Annotated in this window: 14 protein-coding genes; 7 read left to right on the forward strand and 7 right to left on the reverse strand. The window is 74.5% G+C overall.

Annotation, left to right across the window (positions count from 1 at the left end):
- Positions 1–70: 70 nt before the first annotated feature.
- Complete coding sequence (locus FB462_RS13995) at positions 71–1,024, reverse strand: PDR/VanB family oxidoreductase (protein WP_114850461.1); 954 nt, start codon at positions 1,022–1,024, stop codon at positions 71–73.
- The gene (locus FB462_RS14000; protein WP_141862490.1) at positions 1,021–1,638 is read right to left on the reverse strand and encodes a helix-turn-helix domain-containing protein; all 618 of its coding nucleotides are present in this window, start codon (positions 1,636–1,638) and stop codon (positions 1,021–1,023) included. The genes FB462_RS13995 and FB462_RS14000 overlap by 4 nt, the downstream gene beginning before the upstream one ends.
- 139 nt (positions 1,639–1,777) lie before the next feature.
- On the opposite strand from FB462_RS14000, the gene FB462_RS14005 reads away from it, so the two are divergent.
- The 7 genes from FB462_RS14005 (at position 1,778) to FB462_RS14035 (ending at position 9,075) form a co-directional block, all read left to right on the forward strand.
- Positions 1,778–3,064 carry an amidohydrolase family protein gene (locus FB462_RS14005; RefSeq protein ID WP_114850463.1) on the forward strand — a complete coding sequence of 429 codons (1,287 nt, stop codon included), beginning with the start codon at positions 1,778–1,780 and terminating at the stop codon, positions 3,062–3,064.
- A gap of 45 nt (positions 3,065–3,109) precedes the next feature.
- Positions 3,110–3,883: an ABC transporter ATP-binding protein gene (locus tag FB462_RS14010; RefSeq protein WP_229666973.1), complete on the forward strand. Its 774-nt coding sequence runs from the start codon at positions 3,110–3,112 to the stop codon at positions 3,881–3,883.
- Positions 3,883–4,752, forward strand: a complete 870-nt coding sequence (locus tag FB462_RS14015; RefSeq protein ID WP_141862492.1) for an ABC transporter permease — start codon at positions 3,883–3,885, stop codon at positions 4,750–4,752. The genes FB462_RS14010 and FB462_RS14015 overlap by 1 nt, the downstream gene beginning before the upstream one ends.
- A 111-nt stretch (positions 4,753–4,863) precedes the next feature.
- On the forward strand, positions 4,864–6,051 hold the full coding sequence (locus FB462_RS14020) for a hypothetical protein (RefSeq protein WP_058743376.1): 1,188 nt from the start codon (positions 4,864–4,866) through the stop codon (positions 6,049–6,051).
- A gap of 119 nt (positions 6,052–6,170) precedes the next feature.
- Entirely contained in the window at positions 6,171–7,556 is a 1,386-nt protein-coding gene (locus FB462_RS14025) for an FAD-binding oxidoreductase (RefSeq protein WP_141862494.1), read from the forward strand.
- Entirely contained in the window at positions 7,553–8,440 is an 888-nt protein-coding gene (locus FB462_RS14030) for a creatininase family protein (protein ID WP_141862497.1), read from the forward strand. Before FB462_RS14025 ends, FB462_RS14030 begins: the two co-directional genes overlap by 4 nt.
- Positions 8,437–9,075, forward strand: a complete 639-nt coding sequence (locus tag FB462_RS14035) for a pyridoxamine 5'-phosphate oxidase family protein (protein ID WP_208738917.1) — start codon at positions 8,437–8,439, stop codon at positions 9,073–9,075. Before FB462_RS14030 ends, FB462_RS14035 begins: the two co-directional genes overlap by 4 nt.
- Positions 9,076–9,081: 6 nt before the next feature.
- Here FB462_RS14035 and FB462_RS14040 read toward each other — a convergent pair whose 3' ends face one another.
- Genes FB462_RS14040 through FB462_RS14060 form a run of 5 tightly spaced genes read right to left on the reverse strand, consistent with a single transcriptional unit; the run spans position 9,082 to position 15,577 of the window.
- Positions 9,082–10,671 carry a PucR family transcriptional regulator gene (locus FB462_RS14040; protein ID WP_141862499.1) on the reverse strand — a complete coding sequence of 530 codons (1,590 nt, stop codon included), beginning with the start codon at positions 10,669–10,671 and terminating at the stop codon, positions 9,082–9,084.
- Complete coding sequence (locus tag FB462_RS14045; RefSeq protein WP_167510122.1) at positions 10,668–11,714, reverse strand: DUF917 domain-containing protein; 1,047 nt, start codon at positions 11,712–11,714, stop codon at positions 10,668–10,670. Before FB462_RS14045 ends, FB462_RS14040 begins: the two co-directional genes overlap by 4 nt.
- Before the next feature lie 58 nt (positions 11,715–11,772).
- Complete coding sequence (locus tag FB462_RS14050) at positions 11,773–12,888, reverse strand: DUF917 domain-containing protein (RefSeq protein ID WP_141862503.1); 1,116 nt, start codon at positions 12,886–12,888, stop codon at positions 11,773–11,775.
- Positions 12,885–14,024, reverse strand: a complete 1,140-nt coding sequence (locus FB462_RS14055; protein WP_141862505.1) for a DUF917 domain-containing protein — start codon at positions 14,022–14,024, stop codon at positions 12,885–12,887. The genes FB462_RS14050 and FB462_RS14055 overlap by 4 nt, the downstream gene beginning before the upstream one ends.
- Positions 14,021–15,577 carry a hydantoinase/oxoprolinase N-terminal domain-containing protein gene (locus FB462_RS14060; protein ID WP_058743068.1) on the reverse strand — a complete coding sequence of 519 codons (1,557 nt, stop codon included), beginning with the start codon at positions 15,575–15,577 and terminating at the stop codon, positions 14,021–14,023. Before FB462_RS14060 ends, FB462_RS14055 begins: the two co-directional genes overlap by 4 nt.
- Between the last annotated feature and the right edge of the window lie 82 nt (positions 15,578–15,659).

Raw genomic sequence — 15,659 nt, forward strand, 5'->3', positions numbered from 1 at the left:
GGACGGACGGGAGGCGGTGCGCACGTCGTGCGCACCGCCTCCCGTCCGTCCGTCCCCGGCCCCGGCCCCGTCAGAGTTCCAGGACCAGGCGCGGACAGCCGCGCCGCGCGCGCGAGACGCAGACCATCATGCTGCGGTCGTCGGCCTGCTCCTCGGGACTGAGGACGGTGTCGCGGTGCTCCACCGCACCCTCGAGCACCGGGGTCTCGCACGTGCCGCACGTGCCCTCGCGGCAGGAGGACAGCACGAACGCGCCGGCCTCCTCGGCGACCTCGAGCAGGGTCCGGTCGGCGGGGACCGTGACGGTGACGCCGGTGACCGCGAGCTCGACCTCGAACGGCTCGCCGGGGGCGTCCACGTCGGCGGCCGGCTCGAAGCGCTCGACCCGGAAGCTGCCGGCCGGCCAGTGCGCGGCCGCGGCCTCGACCGCGTCCATGAGGCCGCGAGGGCCGCAGCAGTACACGACGGCGTCGCGCGGCTCGGCGAGGAGCCCGACCACATCGAGCCGCGGGTGCTCGTCGGCGACCGCGAGGGCGACCCGGTCGGGGTGCGCCGCGACGAGGTCGTCGACGAAGGCCATCCGGTCGCGGGTGCGCCCGGCGTAGTGGAGCTCCCACGGCGTCCCGGCACGCTCCGCGGCGGCGATCATCGCGGTGATCGGGGTGATCCCGATGCCGCCGGCGACGAAGACCGCGGGGCGGGACGGGTCGAAGCCGAAGTGGTTGCGGGGACCGGCGACCGCGACCTCGGTGCCGACCGCCAGGCCGTCGTGCACGGCCGCCGAGCCGCCGCGCCCGTCCGGTTCCCGGAGCACCGCGATCCGCCAGTGCCCCTCGGGGGTCGTGCCGACCAGGGAGTACTGCCGCTCCGTGCCCGGCGCGACCTCGAGGTCGACGTGCGCGCCCGGCTCCCAGTCCGGCAGCGCGGGGTCGTCGAGGGGCGCGAGGTCGAGCGCGACGACGTCGGTCGCGACCGTCCGGCGGGCGGCGACGCGCAGCCGCCGGCGCTCGGGCGCCCCGGTCACGCGACCACTCCGGCGCGCGGGGTCTCCTTGACCACGATCATGTGGAAGCGGCTGCCGTCCGCGCTGCACCACCGGTGGCCGGTGCCGCCGCGGTAGTAGGCGGAGTCGCCCGGCCCCAGGCGGAGCGGCTCCTGTCCGCGGAGGTCGAGCAGGACGTCGCCGGCGAGCACGGTGAGGAACTCGTCCTCGCGGTGCTCGAAGTACTCGCCGAGGTCGGTGTTGTCCCCGGTCCACTCGAGCGGTTCGAAGGCGTGCGGTCCGGCGTGCACGAGCAGCCGCGCTTCGCCGCTCGAGAACGGCCCGCGGGCGCCCTCCCCCGCCCGGATTACCTCGGGGGCGCGGTCGTCCTGCTCCGGGCGCTCGGGGGCGCCGGCGGCGAGCAGTTCGACCTGGGTGGTGCCGAGCGCGGCGGCGATCTTCTCGAGCGACACCATGCTCGCGCGGGAGTGTCCGCGTTCGACCTGGCTGAGGAACGGGTGGGACAGGCCGGTGGTCTCGGCCACCTGCACGAGCGTCAACCGGGCGGCGCGACGACGTGCGCGGATGTGCTCGCCGATGCGCTGCGTCTGCTCGTCGACGACGCGGTCGTTCTCGGTGGGGGTCGCGGTGCTCACGCGGACTCCTCTCGGTGTCGTTCCGGGTCTGAGCGGGTGTCACACACGGCAACCGCCGTGAAACGAGGGGGAAACACACCCGCCCTAGCATCGGAGATGTTGATGCGATCAACATTCTCACACAACCCGGGAGGCCGCCATGGACTCGTCAGCACCGCGTCCGGTCGACCTGCTGCGCGGTGCGCTGCTGCACGACGGACGGCTCGTCGACGTCGCGATCTCGGGTGACACCGTGGCCGAGGTCGCCCCGGCCGGCACGCTCCGCGGCTCGGTCGACGGCACACTCGACCTCGCCGGACGACTGCTCCTGACCGCCCCGGCGGAGCCGCACGCGCACCTCGACAAGGCCCTGAGCGCCGACGCGATCCGCCCGCCGCTCGGCGACCTCGGTGCCGCGATCGCGTCTTGGTCCGCCCACGCCACGACCATGACCGTCGACGAGATCGCCGACCGCGCCCGCACCGCAGCGCTGACCATGCTCGCCGCCGGCACCACCGCGGTCCGCAGCCACGTCGACGTCCTGAGCGGTCGCCGCAGTGTCGACGACGCCCCGGCCCCCGTCGAGTCCGCCGTGCGCGGTGCGCAGGCCCTCGTGCGGGTCCGTGACGAGCTCGCCGGGCTGATGGACCTCGAGCTCGTGGCCCTGGCCGGACCGCTCGCCCCCGACCACCACGTCGAGGCCGTGCTGGCGTGCGGCGTCGACCTGGTCGGCGGCGCCCCGCACCTGGCCGAGGACCCGCTCGCCGACGTCGACCGGCTGCTGGCCCTGGCCGACCGGCACGGGGTCGGCGTCGACCTGCACACCGACGAGAACCTCGACGGACCGGTCACGCTCGACCACTTCGCCCGCGCCGTCAGTGCTCGCCGTGATCCGGGCACGGACGGCCGCACCTGGACCGCCGGGCACTGCGTCCGGCTCGGCACCCTCGGGCCCGAGCGCCGCGCGGAGGTCGTCGCCGACGTCGCCGCGGCGGACCTCGGCATCGTCACGCTGCCGATCACGAACCTGTACCTGCAGGGCTGGCAGCACCCGGTGTCCACGCCCCGCGGGCTCACCGCGATCCAGGCGCTCACGGCGGCCGGCGTCCGCGTGGCCGCCGGCGCCGACAACGTCCGCGACCCGTTCAACCCGGTCGGCCGCAGCGACGCACTCGAGACCGCGTCCCTGCTCGTGACGGCCGGCCACGTGACGCCGGACCAGGCGTACGCGATGGTGAGCGACACCGCCCGGAGCGTGATGGGCCTCCCGGCCGCCGGTCCCGTCCCCGGACGGCGAGCCGACCTGCTCGCGATCGCCGCGACCAGCGTCACCGACGCCGTCGCGAACGCCCCGGCCGACCGCATCGTCCTGTCCCGCGGGCGGCTCGTCGCCCGCACCGAGGTGCGCACCACCGTCGCCGCGACCGCGGCGCCCGTGCCCGCCTGACCCCGACACCCCCGACCCGATCCGCACACCCACCGAGGACCCGAGGTGACCGTGACCACCACCGCCCCACCGCCCGTCACCGCGACGGACACCCTGCTCGACTTCCGCGACGTCGAGATGACCTTCCCGAACGGGACCGTCGCCCTGCAGGGCGTCGACCTGACCGTCGACCGCGGACAGTTCGTGTCCGTCGTCGGCCCCTCCGGCTGCGGCAAGTCGACCCTGCTCCGCATCGCCTCCGGGCTCGAGTCCGCGTCGCACGGCACCGCCGGGGTCGCGACCGACCGGATCGGCTACGTGTTCCAGGACGCCACCCTGCTTCCATGGCGCTCGGTGCAGGGCAACGTCGAGCTGCTCGCCGAGCTCGGCCACGTCCCGAAGGCCGAGCGAGCCGCCGGGGCCGCGCGCGCCATCGACCTCGTCGGGCTGACCGGCTTCGAGACGAACCTGCCGAAGCAGCTCTCCGGCGGCATGCGGATGCGCGTCTCGCTCGCCCGGTCGCTGACGCTCGACCCGGAGCTGTTCCTGTTCGACGAGCCGTTCGGCGCCCTCGACGAGATCACCCGCGAGCGCCTCAACGACGAACTCCTGCGCCTGTTCGTCGAGCAGCGCTTCGCCGGCCTGTTCATCACGCACTCGGTGTCCGAGGCCGTGTACCTGTCCACCGAGGTCATCGTGATGTCCGGCCGTCCGGGCAGCATCGTCGGCCGGTTCGAGGTGCCGTTCCCGATGCCCCGCGACCCCGACATCCGCTTCACCCCCGAGTTCGCCGAACTGGTCGGCGAGGTCTCGCACGCACTCCGGGAAGGACACCGCTGATGGTCACCCTGCAGGAGGTCTCCGAGGCCCGGGCCGTCCGGACCGCCGCGCGCCGCACCGCAGGCCGTCCCCGTCGTGCCGTCACGTGGTGGCCGCCGCTCGTCGTCCTCGCCGTGCTCGTCGGCATCTGGTACGCGGCGGCGGCGTACTACGACCACGTCCGCGGGCTCGCCTTCCTGGTGCCGTACCCGCACCTCGTGCTCAAGGCGATCGTCGCGCCGACGATGCCGGACGGGTCGCCCTCCACCTTCGGCACCGACCTGTGGTCCGCCCTCGGCCGCACCACCGTGGTGTCGCTCGTCGGACTCGCCTTCGCGATCGTGATCGGCGTCGCCTGGGCGATGGCGATGGCGCAGGCGAAGTGGCTCGAGCGCTCGCTCTACCCGTACGCCGTCGTGCTGCAGTGCGTGCCGATCCTGGCGCTCGTGCCGCTCATCGGCGCCCTGTTCGGCTACGAGTTCGCCAGCCGGGTCATCGTCACCGTGATGATCGCCCTGTTCCCGATGGTGTCGAACACCCTGTTCGGCCTGCAGTCCGCGGACCGGGCGCAGCGCGAGCTGTTCCGGCTGCAGCGGGCGAGCCGGTTCGCCCGGCTCGTGAAGCTGCAGTTCCCCGCCGCCCTGCCGTCGATCTTCGTCGGCCTGCGCACCTCGGCCGGCCTGAGCGTCATCGGCGCGATCGTCGGCGACCAGTTCTTCCAGCGCGGCAACCCCGGCCTCGGCGTCCTCATCCAGGTCACCGCCTCGCGCCTGATGGGTGCGGAGCTCTACGCGACGATCATCATCGCCTCGCTCTACGGCGTCGCCGTCTTCCTCGTGTTCGGACTCGTCGGCCGCCTGGCCGTCGGGCGCTGGCACGACTTCAGCTGACCGGCCCGCCGGTCCCGCTCCACCCCCACAGCACACCCGTCCCCCACCACCCCTCCCCGCACCACCCCTTCCCGACAGCACCACGAGACCCGCACCACGAACGGAGCCTCCATGCGCACCACCACCCGACTCGGCGTCGCGACCGCCGCCCTCGCCGCGACCGCGCTCGCCCTCACCGGATGTGCCGCCGGCTCGTCCTCCGGATCGAGCACGACCGCCGCGACCGCGCAGTCCGCCTCCGGCCCGAAGGTCGACCTGTCCGGGGTCTGCCCCGCGACCGTCGTCGTCCAGACCGACTGGAACCCCGAGGGCGAGCACGGCCACCTGTACCAGATGCTCGGGCCGGACCCGCAGATCGACGCCTCGGGCAAGACCGTCACCGGCGACCTGTACGCCAACGGCAAGAGCACGGGCGTCAAGCTCGAGATCCGCGCCGGCGGCCCCGCGATCGGCTACTCGAAGGTCTCGTCGCAGATGTACCAGGACAAGTCGATCACCCTCGGTTACGTCTCCACCGACGAGGCCGTGCAGTTCTCCGGCAACCTGCCGACCACGTCCGTCTTCGCCGAGAACGACACGTCCCCGATGGCGATCATGTGGGACCCGAAGACCTACCCGAAGGTCGACAGCATCGCGAGCCTCGGCAAGGCCCTGGCGAAGGACGGCGGTGTCGTCCGCTACTTCAACGGCGCCGCGTACATGACCTACCTCGAGCAGTCCGGCACCCTGCCGAAGAGCGTCCTCGACGGCAGCTACGACGGCACCCCGTCGAAGTTCGTGTCGGCCGGCGGCAAGGACGCGCAGCAGGGCTTCGCGACCGCCGAGCCGTACATCTACCAGAACCAGGTCGCGGCCTGGGGCAAGAAGGTCGACTACGCGCTCATCTCGAGCACCGGGTGGAACCCCTACCCCGAGGCGATGTCCGTGCGCAGCGGCGACCTGACGAAGCTCACCCCGTGCCTGCAGAAGCTCGTCCCCGTGATGCAGCAGGCCGACGTCGACTACCTGAAGGCACCCCAGGCGACGAACGACCTGATCACGAAGCTCGTGCAGCAGTACAACAACGGCTGGACGTACGACTCGAAGGTCGGTGCGTTCGCCGCCGCGCAGATGGTGAAGCTCGGCATCGCGAAGGACACCGACGGGTACATCGGTTCCGTCGACGACCAGCGCATGCAGGACTTCATCGAGAAGGCGAAGCCCGTCTTCGCCGGCTCCGGCGACGTGAAGAGCGACCTCAAGGCCTCGGACCTGTACACGAACGAGTTCCTCGACAAGCAGATCGGGCTCGGCAAGTGACCCGGGTCGGCTGAGCCGACCGCACTGAGCCGACCCACCACCGGACGGGAGGCGCGGGGCACGCCCGCCCCGCGCCTCCCGTCCGCCGTTCCCGCACCACCCACCCCACAGGAGTGAGCATGACCACCGTCACCCCCGCCGCCACCACCGTCACCCCCGCCGCCCTGGCGGCGCTCCGCGCCGATCTCGTCACGCTCCTCGGCGAGCGCGGGGTGAGCGCCGACGAGCGCACCCGCGCCCGCGCCTCCGTCGACGAGGCGACCATGAGCCCAATCCTCAGCGCGCAGCTGCCCCTCGGCCTCGCCGACCTCGTCGCCTACCCCGCGTCGGCCGACGACGTCGCGGCCACCCTGCGCGCCGCCGTCCGGCACGGCGTCCCCGTCACCACGCGGGGGAAGGGCACCGGCAACTACGGCCAGGGCATCCCGCTGCACGGCGGACTCGTGCTCGACACCTCGCGGGCGCGCGCCGTCGTCGAGGTCGGCGAGGGCTGGGTCACGGCCGAGGCCGGCGCCTCGATGGTCGCGCTCGAGCAGGCCGCCGCCGCCACCGGCCAGCAGCTCTGGATGTACCCGTCCACCGCGCAGTCCACGATCGGCGGGTTCCTGTCCGGCGGGTCCGGGGGCACCGGGTCCATCGCGCACGGGTCCAACTGGCAGGGCTTCGTCACGGCGCTCGACGTGGCGCTGCCCGGCGCCGACGGACTGCTGCACGTCGAGGGCGACGAGGCGCAGCCGTTCGTGCACACCTACGGCACCGCGGGGATCATCGCCCGCGCCACCGTCCGGCTCGAACCGCTGCAGGAGTGGCGCGCCGTGTACGCGTCGTTCCCGACGTTCGAGGAGGCCCTCGTCGCCGTGCGGACGCTCCGCGGGCTCGACCCCGTGCCCCGGCTCGTCAGCGCCGACCGCGCCGAGGTCGCCGCGACGCTGCCCTCGGACGCCGCGATCCCGGACGACCGGGCCAGCCTGCGGGCGATCGTCGACGACGCCGTGCTCGACGAGGCACGGGCGCTGATCGAGCAGGCCGGCGGGAGCGTGCTGGACGTCCGCGAGGGCCTGCAGCAGACCACCAAGGTGTCGATGCTGTCCTACAACCACCCGATCTGGTGGCTCAAGCGGAACACCCCGGACACCGAGTGGTTCCACGTCGAGGTCGGCGGCGAGGCCCTGATCGACCGGATCGCCGAGGTCGAGGCCGTCTACCCGGGCGGGATGCTGCACATCGAGGCGGCGCACGTCGGCCCGATCGGGATGCTCACCGCGCCGTACACCGGGGCCGAGGACGTCTACGCCGGGTACCCGCTGCTCCGCGACCTGGGGGTCCGGGTGCACAGTCCGCACCAGTACTACGTCGACCACGGCGTCGAGGAGCTCGTGGCGCTCAAGCAGCGCACCGACCCCGAGGGGCTGCTCAATCCGGGGCACGTGATCGACCCGTCGCTCGTGGTCAGCGGTGGCTCGACGGCATCGGCGCAGCCGGTCGTCCCGGGGTTCGGCAAGTGACCGGCGGCTCGCGGTTGCTCGCCGAGCTGTCCGGCCCGGCGGTCGCCGCGGGGCTCGGTCCCGACTCGATCGTCGTGCAGCCGACCGGTGCCGTCGAGCACCACGGCCCGCACCTGCCGCTCGTCACCGACTTCCTGCTCGCCGACCGGATCGGGGGCGCCGCCGTCGAACGGGCCGCCGCCGAGGGCATGGACGTCTGGCAGCTCCCCACCATCGCGTTCACGAAGTCCGACGAGCACAGCTGGGCGCCGGGGACCGTGTGGCTCGACGAGTCGACGATGTTCGACACCGCGGTCCAGGTCGGACGGGCGGTCGCGCTGATGGGCGCCGGCTCGCTCGTGTTCGCGAACGGACACGGCGGGAACGTCGCGCTCCTGCAGGTCGCGCTGCGGGAGATCCGGAAGCGCTACGGGCTGAAGACGTTCCTCATGCCGACGCTCGCGCGGGTCCCCGGCCCCTCGGGCGAGGACGCCGACGAGCGCGGCCTCGGGATCCACGGCGGTGCGGCCGAGACGTCGATGATCCTGCACCTGCGGCCGGACCTGGTCGACATGTCGCTCGCCGAGCGGTGGGTGCCCGACCACCTGGCCGAGTTCGAGCGGATCCGGTTCAACGGCGGGCCGGTGTCGTTCGGCTGGCTGTCGAACGACTTCGGGACGCCCGGGGTCGTCGGCGACGCGAGCCGGGCCACGGCGGCGTACGGGCAGGCGCTGTGGGACGTGTCGCTCGACGAGGCGGTGGCGTCGCTGCACGAGATCGCGCGCTTCGACCCGGCGGTGGCGCGGCCGGCGGCCGGCGCCGGCGCCGTCGCGGGTGGTGCCGGCGCGGGTGGTGCCGTCGGGGTCGGTGGTGCCGCCGTTCCCGCTGTGGTGGCGGTGTCGTGACCGTGCTGCCGGGGCAGGCGGCGGCCGCGACCGGCGACGCCGCTGCCCCGGCCGACCCGGCCGCCCTGGTCGACCCGCTCGTCCTGGCGGCGGCCTGGCTGCCGTCGGCCGAGGACGGCCCGGGTCCGACGATGACGCTGTCGACGGTCGGGCTCGACGGCTACCCCGACGCCCGGACCGTGCTGCTGTCGCGGTTCGACGGGGAGCGCCTGCACTTCCACACCGACGCGAGGAGCCGGAAGGCGGCCGAGCTCGCCGCGCTCGCCCGTGCGGCGGTGACCCTCGTCTGGCCGGAGGCGGCCCGGCAGCTCGTCGTCGTCGGCGACGTCGCACCCGTGACGGACGCCGAGGCCCGAGCCGCCTACGCCGCCCGCACGCGGTACCTGCAGGTGCTCGCGTGGGTGAACGACCGCGAGGCCGCGGAGCGTGACCCCGAGCACCGGCGACGGGCCTGGGCGGACTTCACGGCATCGCGCGGTGGTGCTGCGCTCGACCCGCCGTCGACGTGGGCCGGCTACGCGCTGACCCCGCGTCGGATGGTGTTCTGGCGCGGTGCTGTCGACGCCGCGAGCCACCGGACGGCCTACGAGCGGGGCCCGGACGGCTCGTGGTCGCAGGAGTCCTGGCCGGGCTGACCGGCGCTACGCCCGGCCGAGCGCCCGCGTCGCCAGGTGCAGCGCGAGCCGGGTCTCCGGGTCGCCGAGGTCGACGCCGAGCAACCGCTGCACCCGGTCGATCCGGTCCGCCACGGTGTTCCGGTGCACCCCGAGCACGGCCGCGGTCTCGGCGACGGACGACTCGGCGTCGAGGTACGCCGCCAGGGTCGAGCGGAGCGCTCCCCCGCCGCGCTCGAGCGGGGCGAGGAGCTGCTCGGCCGCCGGCAGGAACGTGTCGGTCTGCGTCCACGCGAGCAGCAACTGCGCCAGCCCGAGGCGGTCGACGTGCACGAACCACCCCGACTCCGGCCGGGCGGCGGCCAAGCGGACGGCGTCGCCGGCCTCGCCGAGGGTCCGGACGAGTCCGGCGGGCCCGGCGTGCACGCTCCCGACGCCGGCGTTCGTGTCGACGGCCGAGCGCAGCGCGTTCTGGGCGGACCGGACGGACGCGGCGAGGGCGGCCACGGCGGCTCGGTCCGGCTCGTGCGGCACGGAGCACCAGAGCGCCCAGCCGTCGGTCTGCTCGACCACGACGACGTCCAGGCCCTCGCCGTCGAAGGCCATCTCGACCTCGCGGCGCAGGGCGACGGCGTCGACGGGTCCGCGGGCGACCAGCCGGATGCCGACGTGCCACGCGTCGAGCTGCCACCCCGCGGCGATGGTGCGCTGCACGAGCGGCGGCGCGGGTGCCCCGTCGGCCGTGCGGAGGTCGTCGAGCATCGCCATCCGGTAGCGGGCGTCGCGTTCGTCGTCGAGCCGGGTGAGCACGAGGCGGTGCCCGGCCGCGACCGCCGCGACCCGCAGCGCCGTGGCGAGCGTGGCCCGCTCGGCGCGGAGCGGCGCGGTCAGCCCGACGGCCAGCCAGGCGCGCGGCCCGATGCCGGTCGGCACGGGCACGGCGACGACCGTCTCGGCAGCACCGCCCGACGACGCAGCGCCGCCCGACGAGCCAGCACCACCGGACGAGGCGCCGTCGCCGGGGTCCGTCGCCCACACCGGCTCGCTCGTGCCGACGGTCCGGGCGAGCAGCGCGGCCGTCGACGGCGCGACCCCGGCCCCGCGGAGCGGCCGACCGGAGGCGTCGAGGAACCGCACCGGGTGCCCGAGGTCCGCCTCGAGCCGGGTGAACAGGTCCTCGAGCTCGGGGCCGGCGTCGAGCCCGGCGCGCGCGGCGACGACCGCGGCCCGTGCGGCCGGGGCGTCGCCGGTGCCGATCAGCTCGTGCACCCGCACCGACGTCGTCCACGGGTCGGGCGTCGCGAGCACCCCGACCCCGAGCCGGTCGGCGAGCGCCGCGGTCCCCGGCCCGGGCAGCGGGGTGTCCTCGGCCACGGCGACGACGAGGACCGCGACCCGGGCGGACGCGGCACGACGGAGCAGCACGTCGAACCGGGCGTCGAAGCGTGTCACGGGGGTGAGCAGCACGACCGCGTCGTCCTGCGGGGTGAGCGTCCGGCCGACCTGCTCCGGCGTGCCGACGACCCCACGGACCGCGGCGACGCTGCCGGTCACCGGTCCGACGAGCACCTCGGTGCCGGTCGGCAGCAGCGGCAGGAACTCCGCGACGGGGATCACGCGACGACCTCCGGCACGGGGTCGGCGTCGATGCCGAACGCCCGCGGGGACACCCGCTCCGTCCGGCGCGGGTCCGCCCACCACCACGGGGCCCCCGGGAGCACGAGCACGGCGAGCTCGTCGCCGACGCGGGCGCGGTCGGTCGCCACGGGCCGCAGGGACCGTGCGTCGACGACGACGATGCAGCTCGGGGTGGCCGCGACCGGCTCGCCGTCGACCAGGCAGTGCACCCACTCGCTCCCGGCCTCGACCCGGACGACGGCACCCGACCCGAGGTCCTGCAGCGCCATCGAACCGTGCACGAAGGCCACGGCGTCGCCCCCGCGCTGCACGTCGAGCACCCGACCGTGGGCGACCAGCCGACCACCGACCGCGGCCGCGAGCGTGCCGACGTCGCGCGCCCCGGCTGCCGCCCGTCCGGCACGGAGCGCGCGGCTGACACTGCCCACGACGGCGCGGTCCGCGAGCGTCGCCGCGTCGACGGGTCCGATCGCGAACGCCGCCCACCCGCCGCTGTGCGACACCGCCTCGCGCCACACCGTCTCGAGGTCGCTCGGGTCGGGGGCGTCGACGACGATGCGGAGCCCGCTCGACGTGACGGCGGCCGCGGTGACCGGGACCGGGTCCACGAACAGGGACAGCTGGTCGATCCGTGGCGTCGCCCGACCGACCAGGTCGGCGTCGACGAGCGGCAGCCCGGCCGCCCCGGCCGTCAGCGCGGCCGCGGGTCCGGTGACCCCGCCGATCTGCGCCGCGACGACGGCGTCCGCCCGCCGACCGGTCCAGCGCTCGACGGCCGCGAGCGCGTCCGGCAGTTCGCGACCGCTCGGGGTCTTCTCCTCGAGCACGGTCGTGGACCCGATCAGCCCGACCGCCACCACCGACCCGAGGGCGCCGTCCAGCGGCACGACGGGCACCGCGGCCGCGCCGAGCGCGGTCCGCAGCGCGTGCAGCATGTGGTCGACCTGACCGCCGCCACCGCACCCGAACAGCGCGGTGCCGCGTCCGAGGTCGTCGACGTCGACGGCCTGGAGGCTCGTCACGGCTCCGTCACGCTGCTCGCCCTGGTGCACACCGTCGATCCTCGCGCATCGGCGCGGCTCAGCGCGCCCCCACCGGCACCCGTTCGTGCAGGTCCTCGACGGGGACGAAGGCGTCGTCGAGCCCGAAGCACGAGGGGCCGAAGACGGCGAGTGCCTCCGGGGTGCGCATGAGGTCGGGCGTCGAGACCCCGACCACCCGGACGCGCTGCCCGTACCGGAGCCGCTCGGTCGTGATCGGCTCGGCGGTCTCCGCGTCGAGGACGCAGATCAGGTCCGGCACGACGGCGACGAGCCGGCCGTCGCGTCGCGCCACGAGGTTCTCGTTCTGGAAGGCGATCTCGAGCTCGGACCCGTCGGCGCCCTGCACGGTCGCGCGGCCCTTCGCGAACCCGTCCACCGTGCGGCGCTCGACGTCGACGACCTTGCCGTCGAACAGCTCGCGCAGGTGCGTGTAGATCGTCTGCGAGAACGCCTCGGCGAGGCCCTCGACGGGGTCGCGGTGCTCCTCGCGGGCGACCCGCACGGCACGACCGACGGCGAGCGCGAGGGACAACGTGCGCGGCACCGCGGTCTCGCGGACCTGGCGTCCGGTCATGGCGTACTCGGCGATGTACGCGACGCCGCCGAGCCGGATCGTGACGCCGCGGGCGAGCCACTCCATCTGGCGGTTGTCGTGCCCGGTGTCGATGACGACGCCGTGGCCGTTCTCGTCGCTGATCGCGAGCGGCGACCCGGGGACGCCGTACACCGAGAACGTCTCCATCTGCAGCTCCGGGAACGCGCGGCCCATGCCGTCCGCGTCGACCACCGGCAGTCCCCCGGTGGCCCCCACGAGGAGCGGGATCATCGAGTTGATGCCGCCGCACTCGATGGGCATGGTCGCGGTCGCGGTGCGGCCGAGGTGCTGCTCGAGCCGTCGCAGGGCACCGAGCGGCTCCGGGCCCGCCGGGAGTCGTTCGAGCACGACGGTCGGGGCGCCCATCTGCGCCGTCGGGATGACGAGGGCGTCGTCGGGGACCTCGTCGGGGTCGAGGATCGTGACGGGGCCGTGCTCCGTGATCGCCGCGCGGACGAGCAGCATCCCCACCGTCGGGTCGCCGCCGCCGCCGGTGCCCAGGATCGCCGCGCCCCGGGCCAGGTCGGGCAGGTCGTCGACGTCGATCGTCCAGCTCATGCGTGCTCTCCCTCGCTGACGGTGCCGTCGTGGCGGACCGCCGGGGTGTCGTAGCCGAAGTACCTCGGGCCGGCGAGCGCGAGGCCCGCCGGGGTGTGCCAGCGCGGGTCGGCCGGCGCGGTGACGATCCGGACGCGCGCGCCGAACCGCAGGCCCTCGGTGGTGATCGGTTCGCCGGTGTCGGCGTCCAGCGTGACGATGAGGTCCGGTGCCGTGGTGCGTACCGACCCGGCCACCTCGACCAGCAGGTGCTCGTTCTGGAACCGGAGCAGGGCCTCCCGGCCGGTGTCGCTGCCCGACCCGGTCAGGTGGGCGGTCCCGCGGGCGAACCCCGTGACGGTCTTCCGCTCGACGTCCGTGACCTTGCCGGTGAAGACGACCCGACCACCCAGGACCGACGCGACCGCGTCGACGGGGTCCTCGTTCGCGGCGCGCGCGTCGACCAGGGCCTCCCCGAGCCGGACGCACAGCGACAGGCTGCCGCGGACGTACGAGTCGCGGACCTGTGCACCGCTCATGGCGTAGTTCGCGGTGATCGCGGAGCAGCCCATCTCGACGGTCGCGGTGCGGGCGAGCCGCTCCGCCCACCGGTTGTCGACGGTGTCGAACACGACCGAGTTGCCCTTCTCGTCCGCGAGCGCCATCGGCGTCGCACGGACCCCGGCGAGCGTCGGCAGGACCATCTGGACCTCGGGGAAGGCGCGGCCCATCGCGTCGCCGTCGACGAGCGGCAGGCCGAGCTCGGCCGCCGCGACGATCGGACTCGTCGAGTTGACCCCGCCGACCTCGATGCACGCGATGTGCGTCGGTGTGACCCCGAGGTGCGCAGCCAGGCTTCGGACCGCCTCGGCGAACTGCCCGGCGGACGGGGTCTTCTCGACCATCACGGTCGGTGCGCCGATCATCGCGACGTTGAGCACGACGGCGTCGTCGGGCAGGTCCTCGACCTGCACCACCGGCACCGGGCCGTGCGCACGGACGGCGGCCTCGGCGAGCAGCCGTCCGATGTACGGGTCGCCGCCGCCGCCGGTGCCGAGGATCGCGGCGCCCCGGGCGAGCGCGGAGCAGTCACCGTCGATCGTGGTGAGCGGCCGGGTGCCCGCGAGCGTTTCGACCGGGCTCTCGACGGTGCTCATCGGACGAGGGCCCCGAGCGCGAGGTCCCCGACGGCCTTCGCCCGGATGCGGGTGGCGTTGCCGGGCAGGTACGGGATCGGGACCTCGTCGAAGTCGACGATCGCGACGCTCGACGGGTCCGCTCCGGCCGCGACGGCGCGGTCGACGGCCTCCTGCCGGGCCTCGTCGACGACCGCGGACCGCTTGCCGTCGCTGATCGCGTAGACCTTGTCGACCTCGCCGGACACCTGCGCGATGGCGGCGCCGATCGCGTTCGCGACCGAGTAGTGCTCCGGCCGGTGTACCGTCCCGAGCCCGGGCAGGGTGTCCGGCAGCAGCACCGATCCCCCGCCGACCGCGACCACGGGCAGCGGCGCGGACGAGGTGCGCATGCGCTCGACGACGTCGGCGACGCGTTCGGCGATCACCGCGAGGGCCCGCTCGGCGACCTCGGCGCTCACTCCGGCGACCCGTGCGGCGTCGCCCACCGCGCCCCGGCCACCGCGGACCGCGACGTCGGTGGCGGTGAGGGTGTCCCCGCCGAAGACGAGTGCCTCGTCGACCAGTCGGTACCCGACCGAGTCCGGTCCGACGACCGCGCCGTCCTCGCGGATGCGGGACCCGCCGCCGATGCCGATCGACAGCACGTCGGGCATCCGGAAGTTGGTGCGGATCCCGGCGACGGCGACCTCGCCGGTGGCCTCGCGCGGGAACCCGCCGGTCAGGACGCCGACGTCGCTCGTGGTCCCGCCGACGTCGACGACCGCGCACGTGTCGAAGCCGGACAGCACCGCGGCGCCGCGCATGGAGTTCGTCGGGCCGGAGGCGAACGTCGCGACCGGGTAGCGCCGGGCGTACTCGACGTCCATCAGGGTGCCGTCGTTCTGGCTGAGGAAGAGCGGCGCCTCGATGCCGCTCGACGCCACCGAGCCGGACAGCCCGTCGACGATGGTGTCGGCGAGCTCCCGGAGCGCGGCGTTGATGATCGTGGCGTTCTCCCGCTCGAGCAGGCCGATGCGGCCGATCTCGCTCGACAGCGAGAACGCGACGTCCGGCCCGAGCTCGGCGGCCAGGATCTCCTGCGCGCGCTGCTCGAACTCGTCGTTGATCGGCGAGAACACCGACGAGATCGCGACCGAGCGGATGCCGGCGGCGGCGATCGCGGCGGCGTGCCGCTTGAGCTCCTCGGGGTCGAGCGGCGAGATCACCCGGCCGTCGAACTCGTGCCCGCCGTGCGCGAGGAACGCCCGGCCCTGCACGGCGCCGACGAGCCGCTCCGGCCAGTCGGTGTACGGCGGCAGCGACGCGGTGGCCGGGAGCCCGAGCCGGACGGCTGCGGTCGGGGCGAGCCCGCGGGCCTCGATGAGCGCGTTGATGAAGTGCGTCGTGCCGATCATCACGCCGTCGACGTCGGCGGACCCGAAGTCGCGCTGCTCGCGGAGCCCGGCGAGCGCCGCGACGATGCCGGAGGTCACGTCCTGGCTCGTCGATCGCTTCACGGCCGCGGCGACCGTGCTGCCGTCCATCAGGACGGCGTCCGTGTTCGTGCCGCCGACGTCGATGCCGATGCGCATGGGGGTCCTCTCGGGGTGGTGCGGATGGTGGAGCGGGTGGCGTCGGCCGTGCCGCGGCCGGATCAGGAGGCCGCGGCACGGT

The sequence above is a fragment of the Curtobacterium citreum genome (assembly GCF_006715175.1).
GTDB lineage: Bacteria > Actinomycetota > Actinomycetes > Actinomycetales > Microbacteriaceae > Curtobacterium > Curtobacterium citreum.

Excerpts from the sequence above, each read along its gene's own strand:
- FB462_RS14005 (WP_114850463.1), top strand. The coding sequence starts at position 1,778 with ATGGACTCGTCAGCACCGCGTCCGGTCGACCTGCTGCGCGGTGCGCTG.
- FB462_RS14015 (WP_141862492.1), top strand. The coding sequence starts at position 3,883 with ATGGTCACCCTGCAGGAGGTCTCCGAGGCCCGGGCCGTCCGGACCGCC.
- FB462_RS14020 (WP_058743376.1), top strand. The coding sequence starts at position 4,864 with ATGCGCACCACCACCCGACTCGGCGTCGCGACCGCCGCCCTCGCCGCG.
- FB462_RS14025 (WP_141862494.1), top strand. The coding sequence starts at position 6,171 with ATGACCACCGTCACCCCCGCCGCCACCACCGTCACCCCCGCCGCCCTG.
- FB462_RS14050 (WP_141862503.1), bottom strand. The coding sequence starts at position 12,888 with ATGAGCTGGACGATCGACGTCGACGACCTGCCCGACCTGGCCCGGGGC.
- FB462_RS14055 (WP_141862505.1), bottom strand. The coding sequence starts at position 14,024 with ATGAGCACCGTCGAGAGCCCGGTCGAAACGCTCGCGGGCACCCGGCCG.
- FB462_RS14060 (WP_058743068.1), bottom strand. The coding sequence starts at position 15,577 with ATGCGCATCGGCATCGACGTCGGCGGCACGAACACGGACGCCGTCCTG.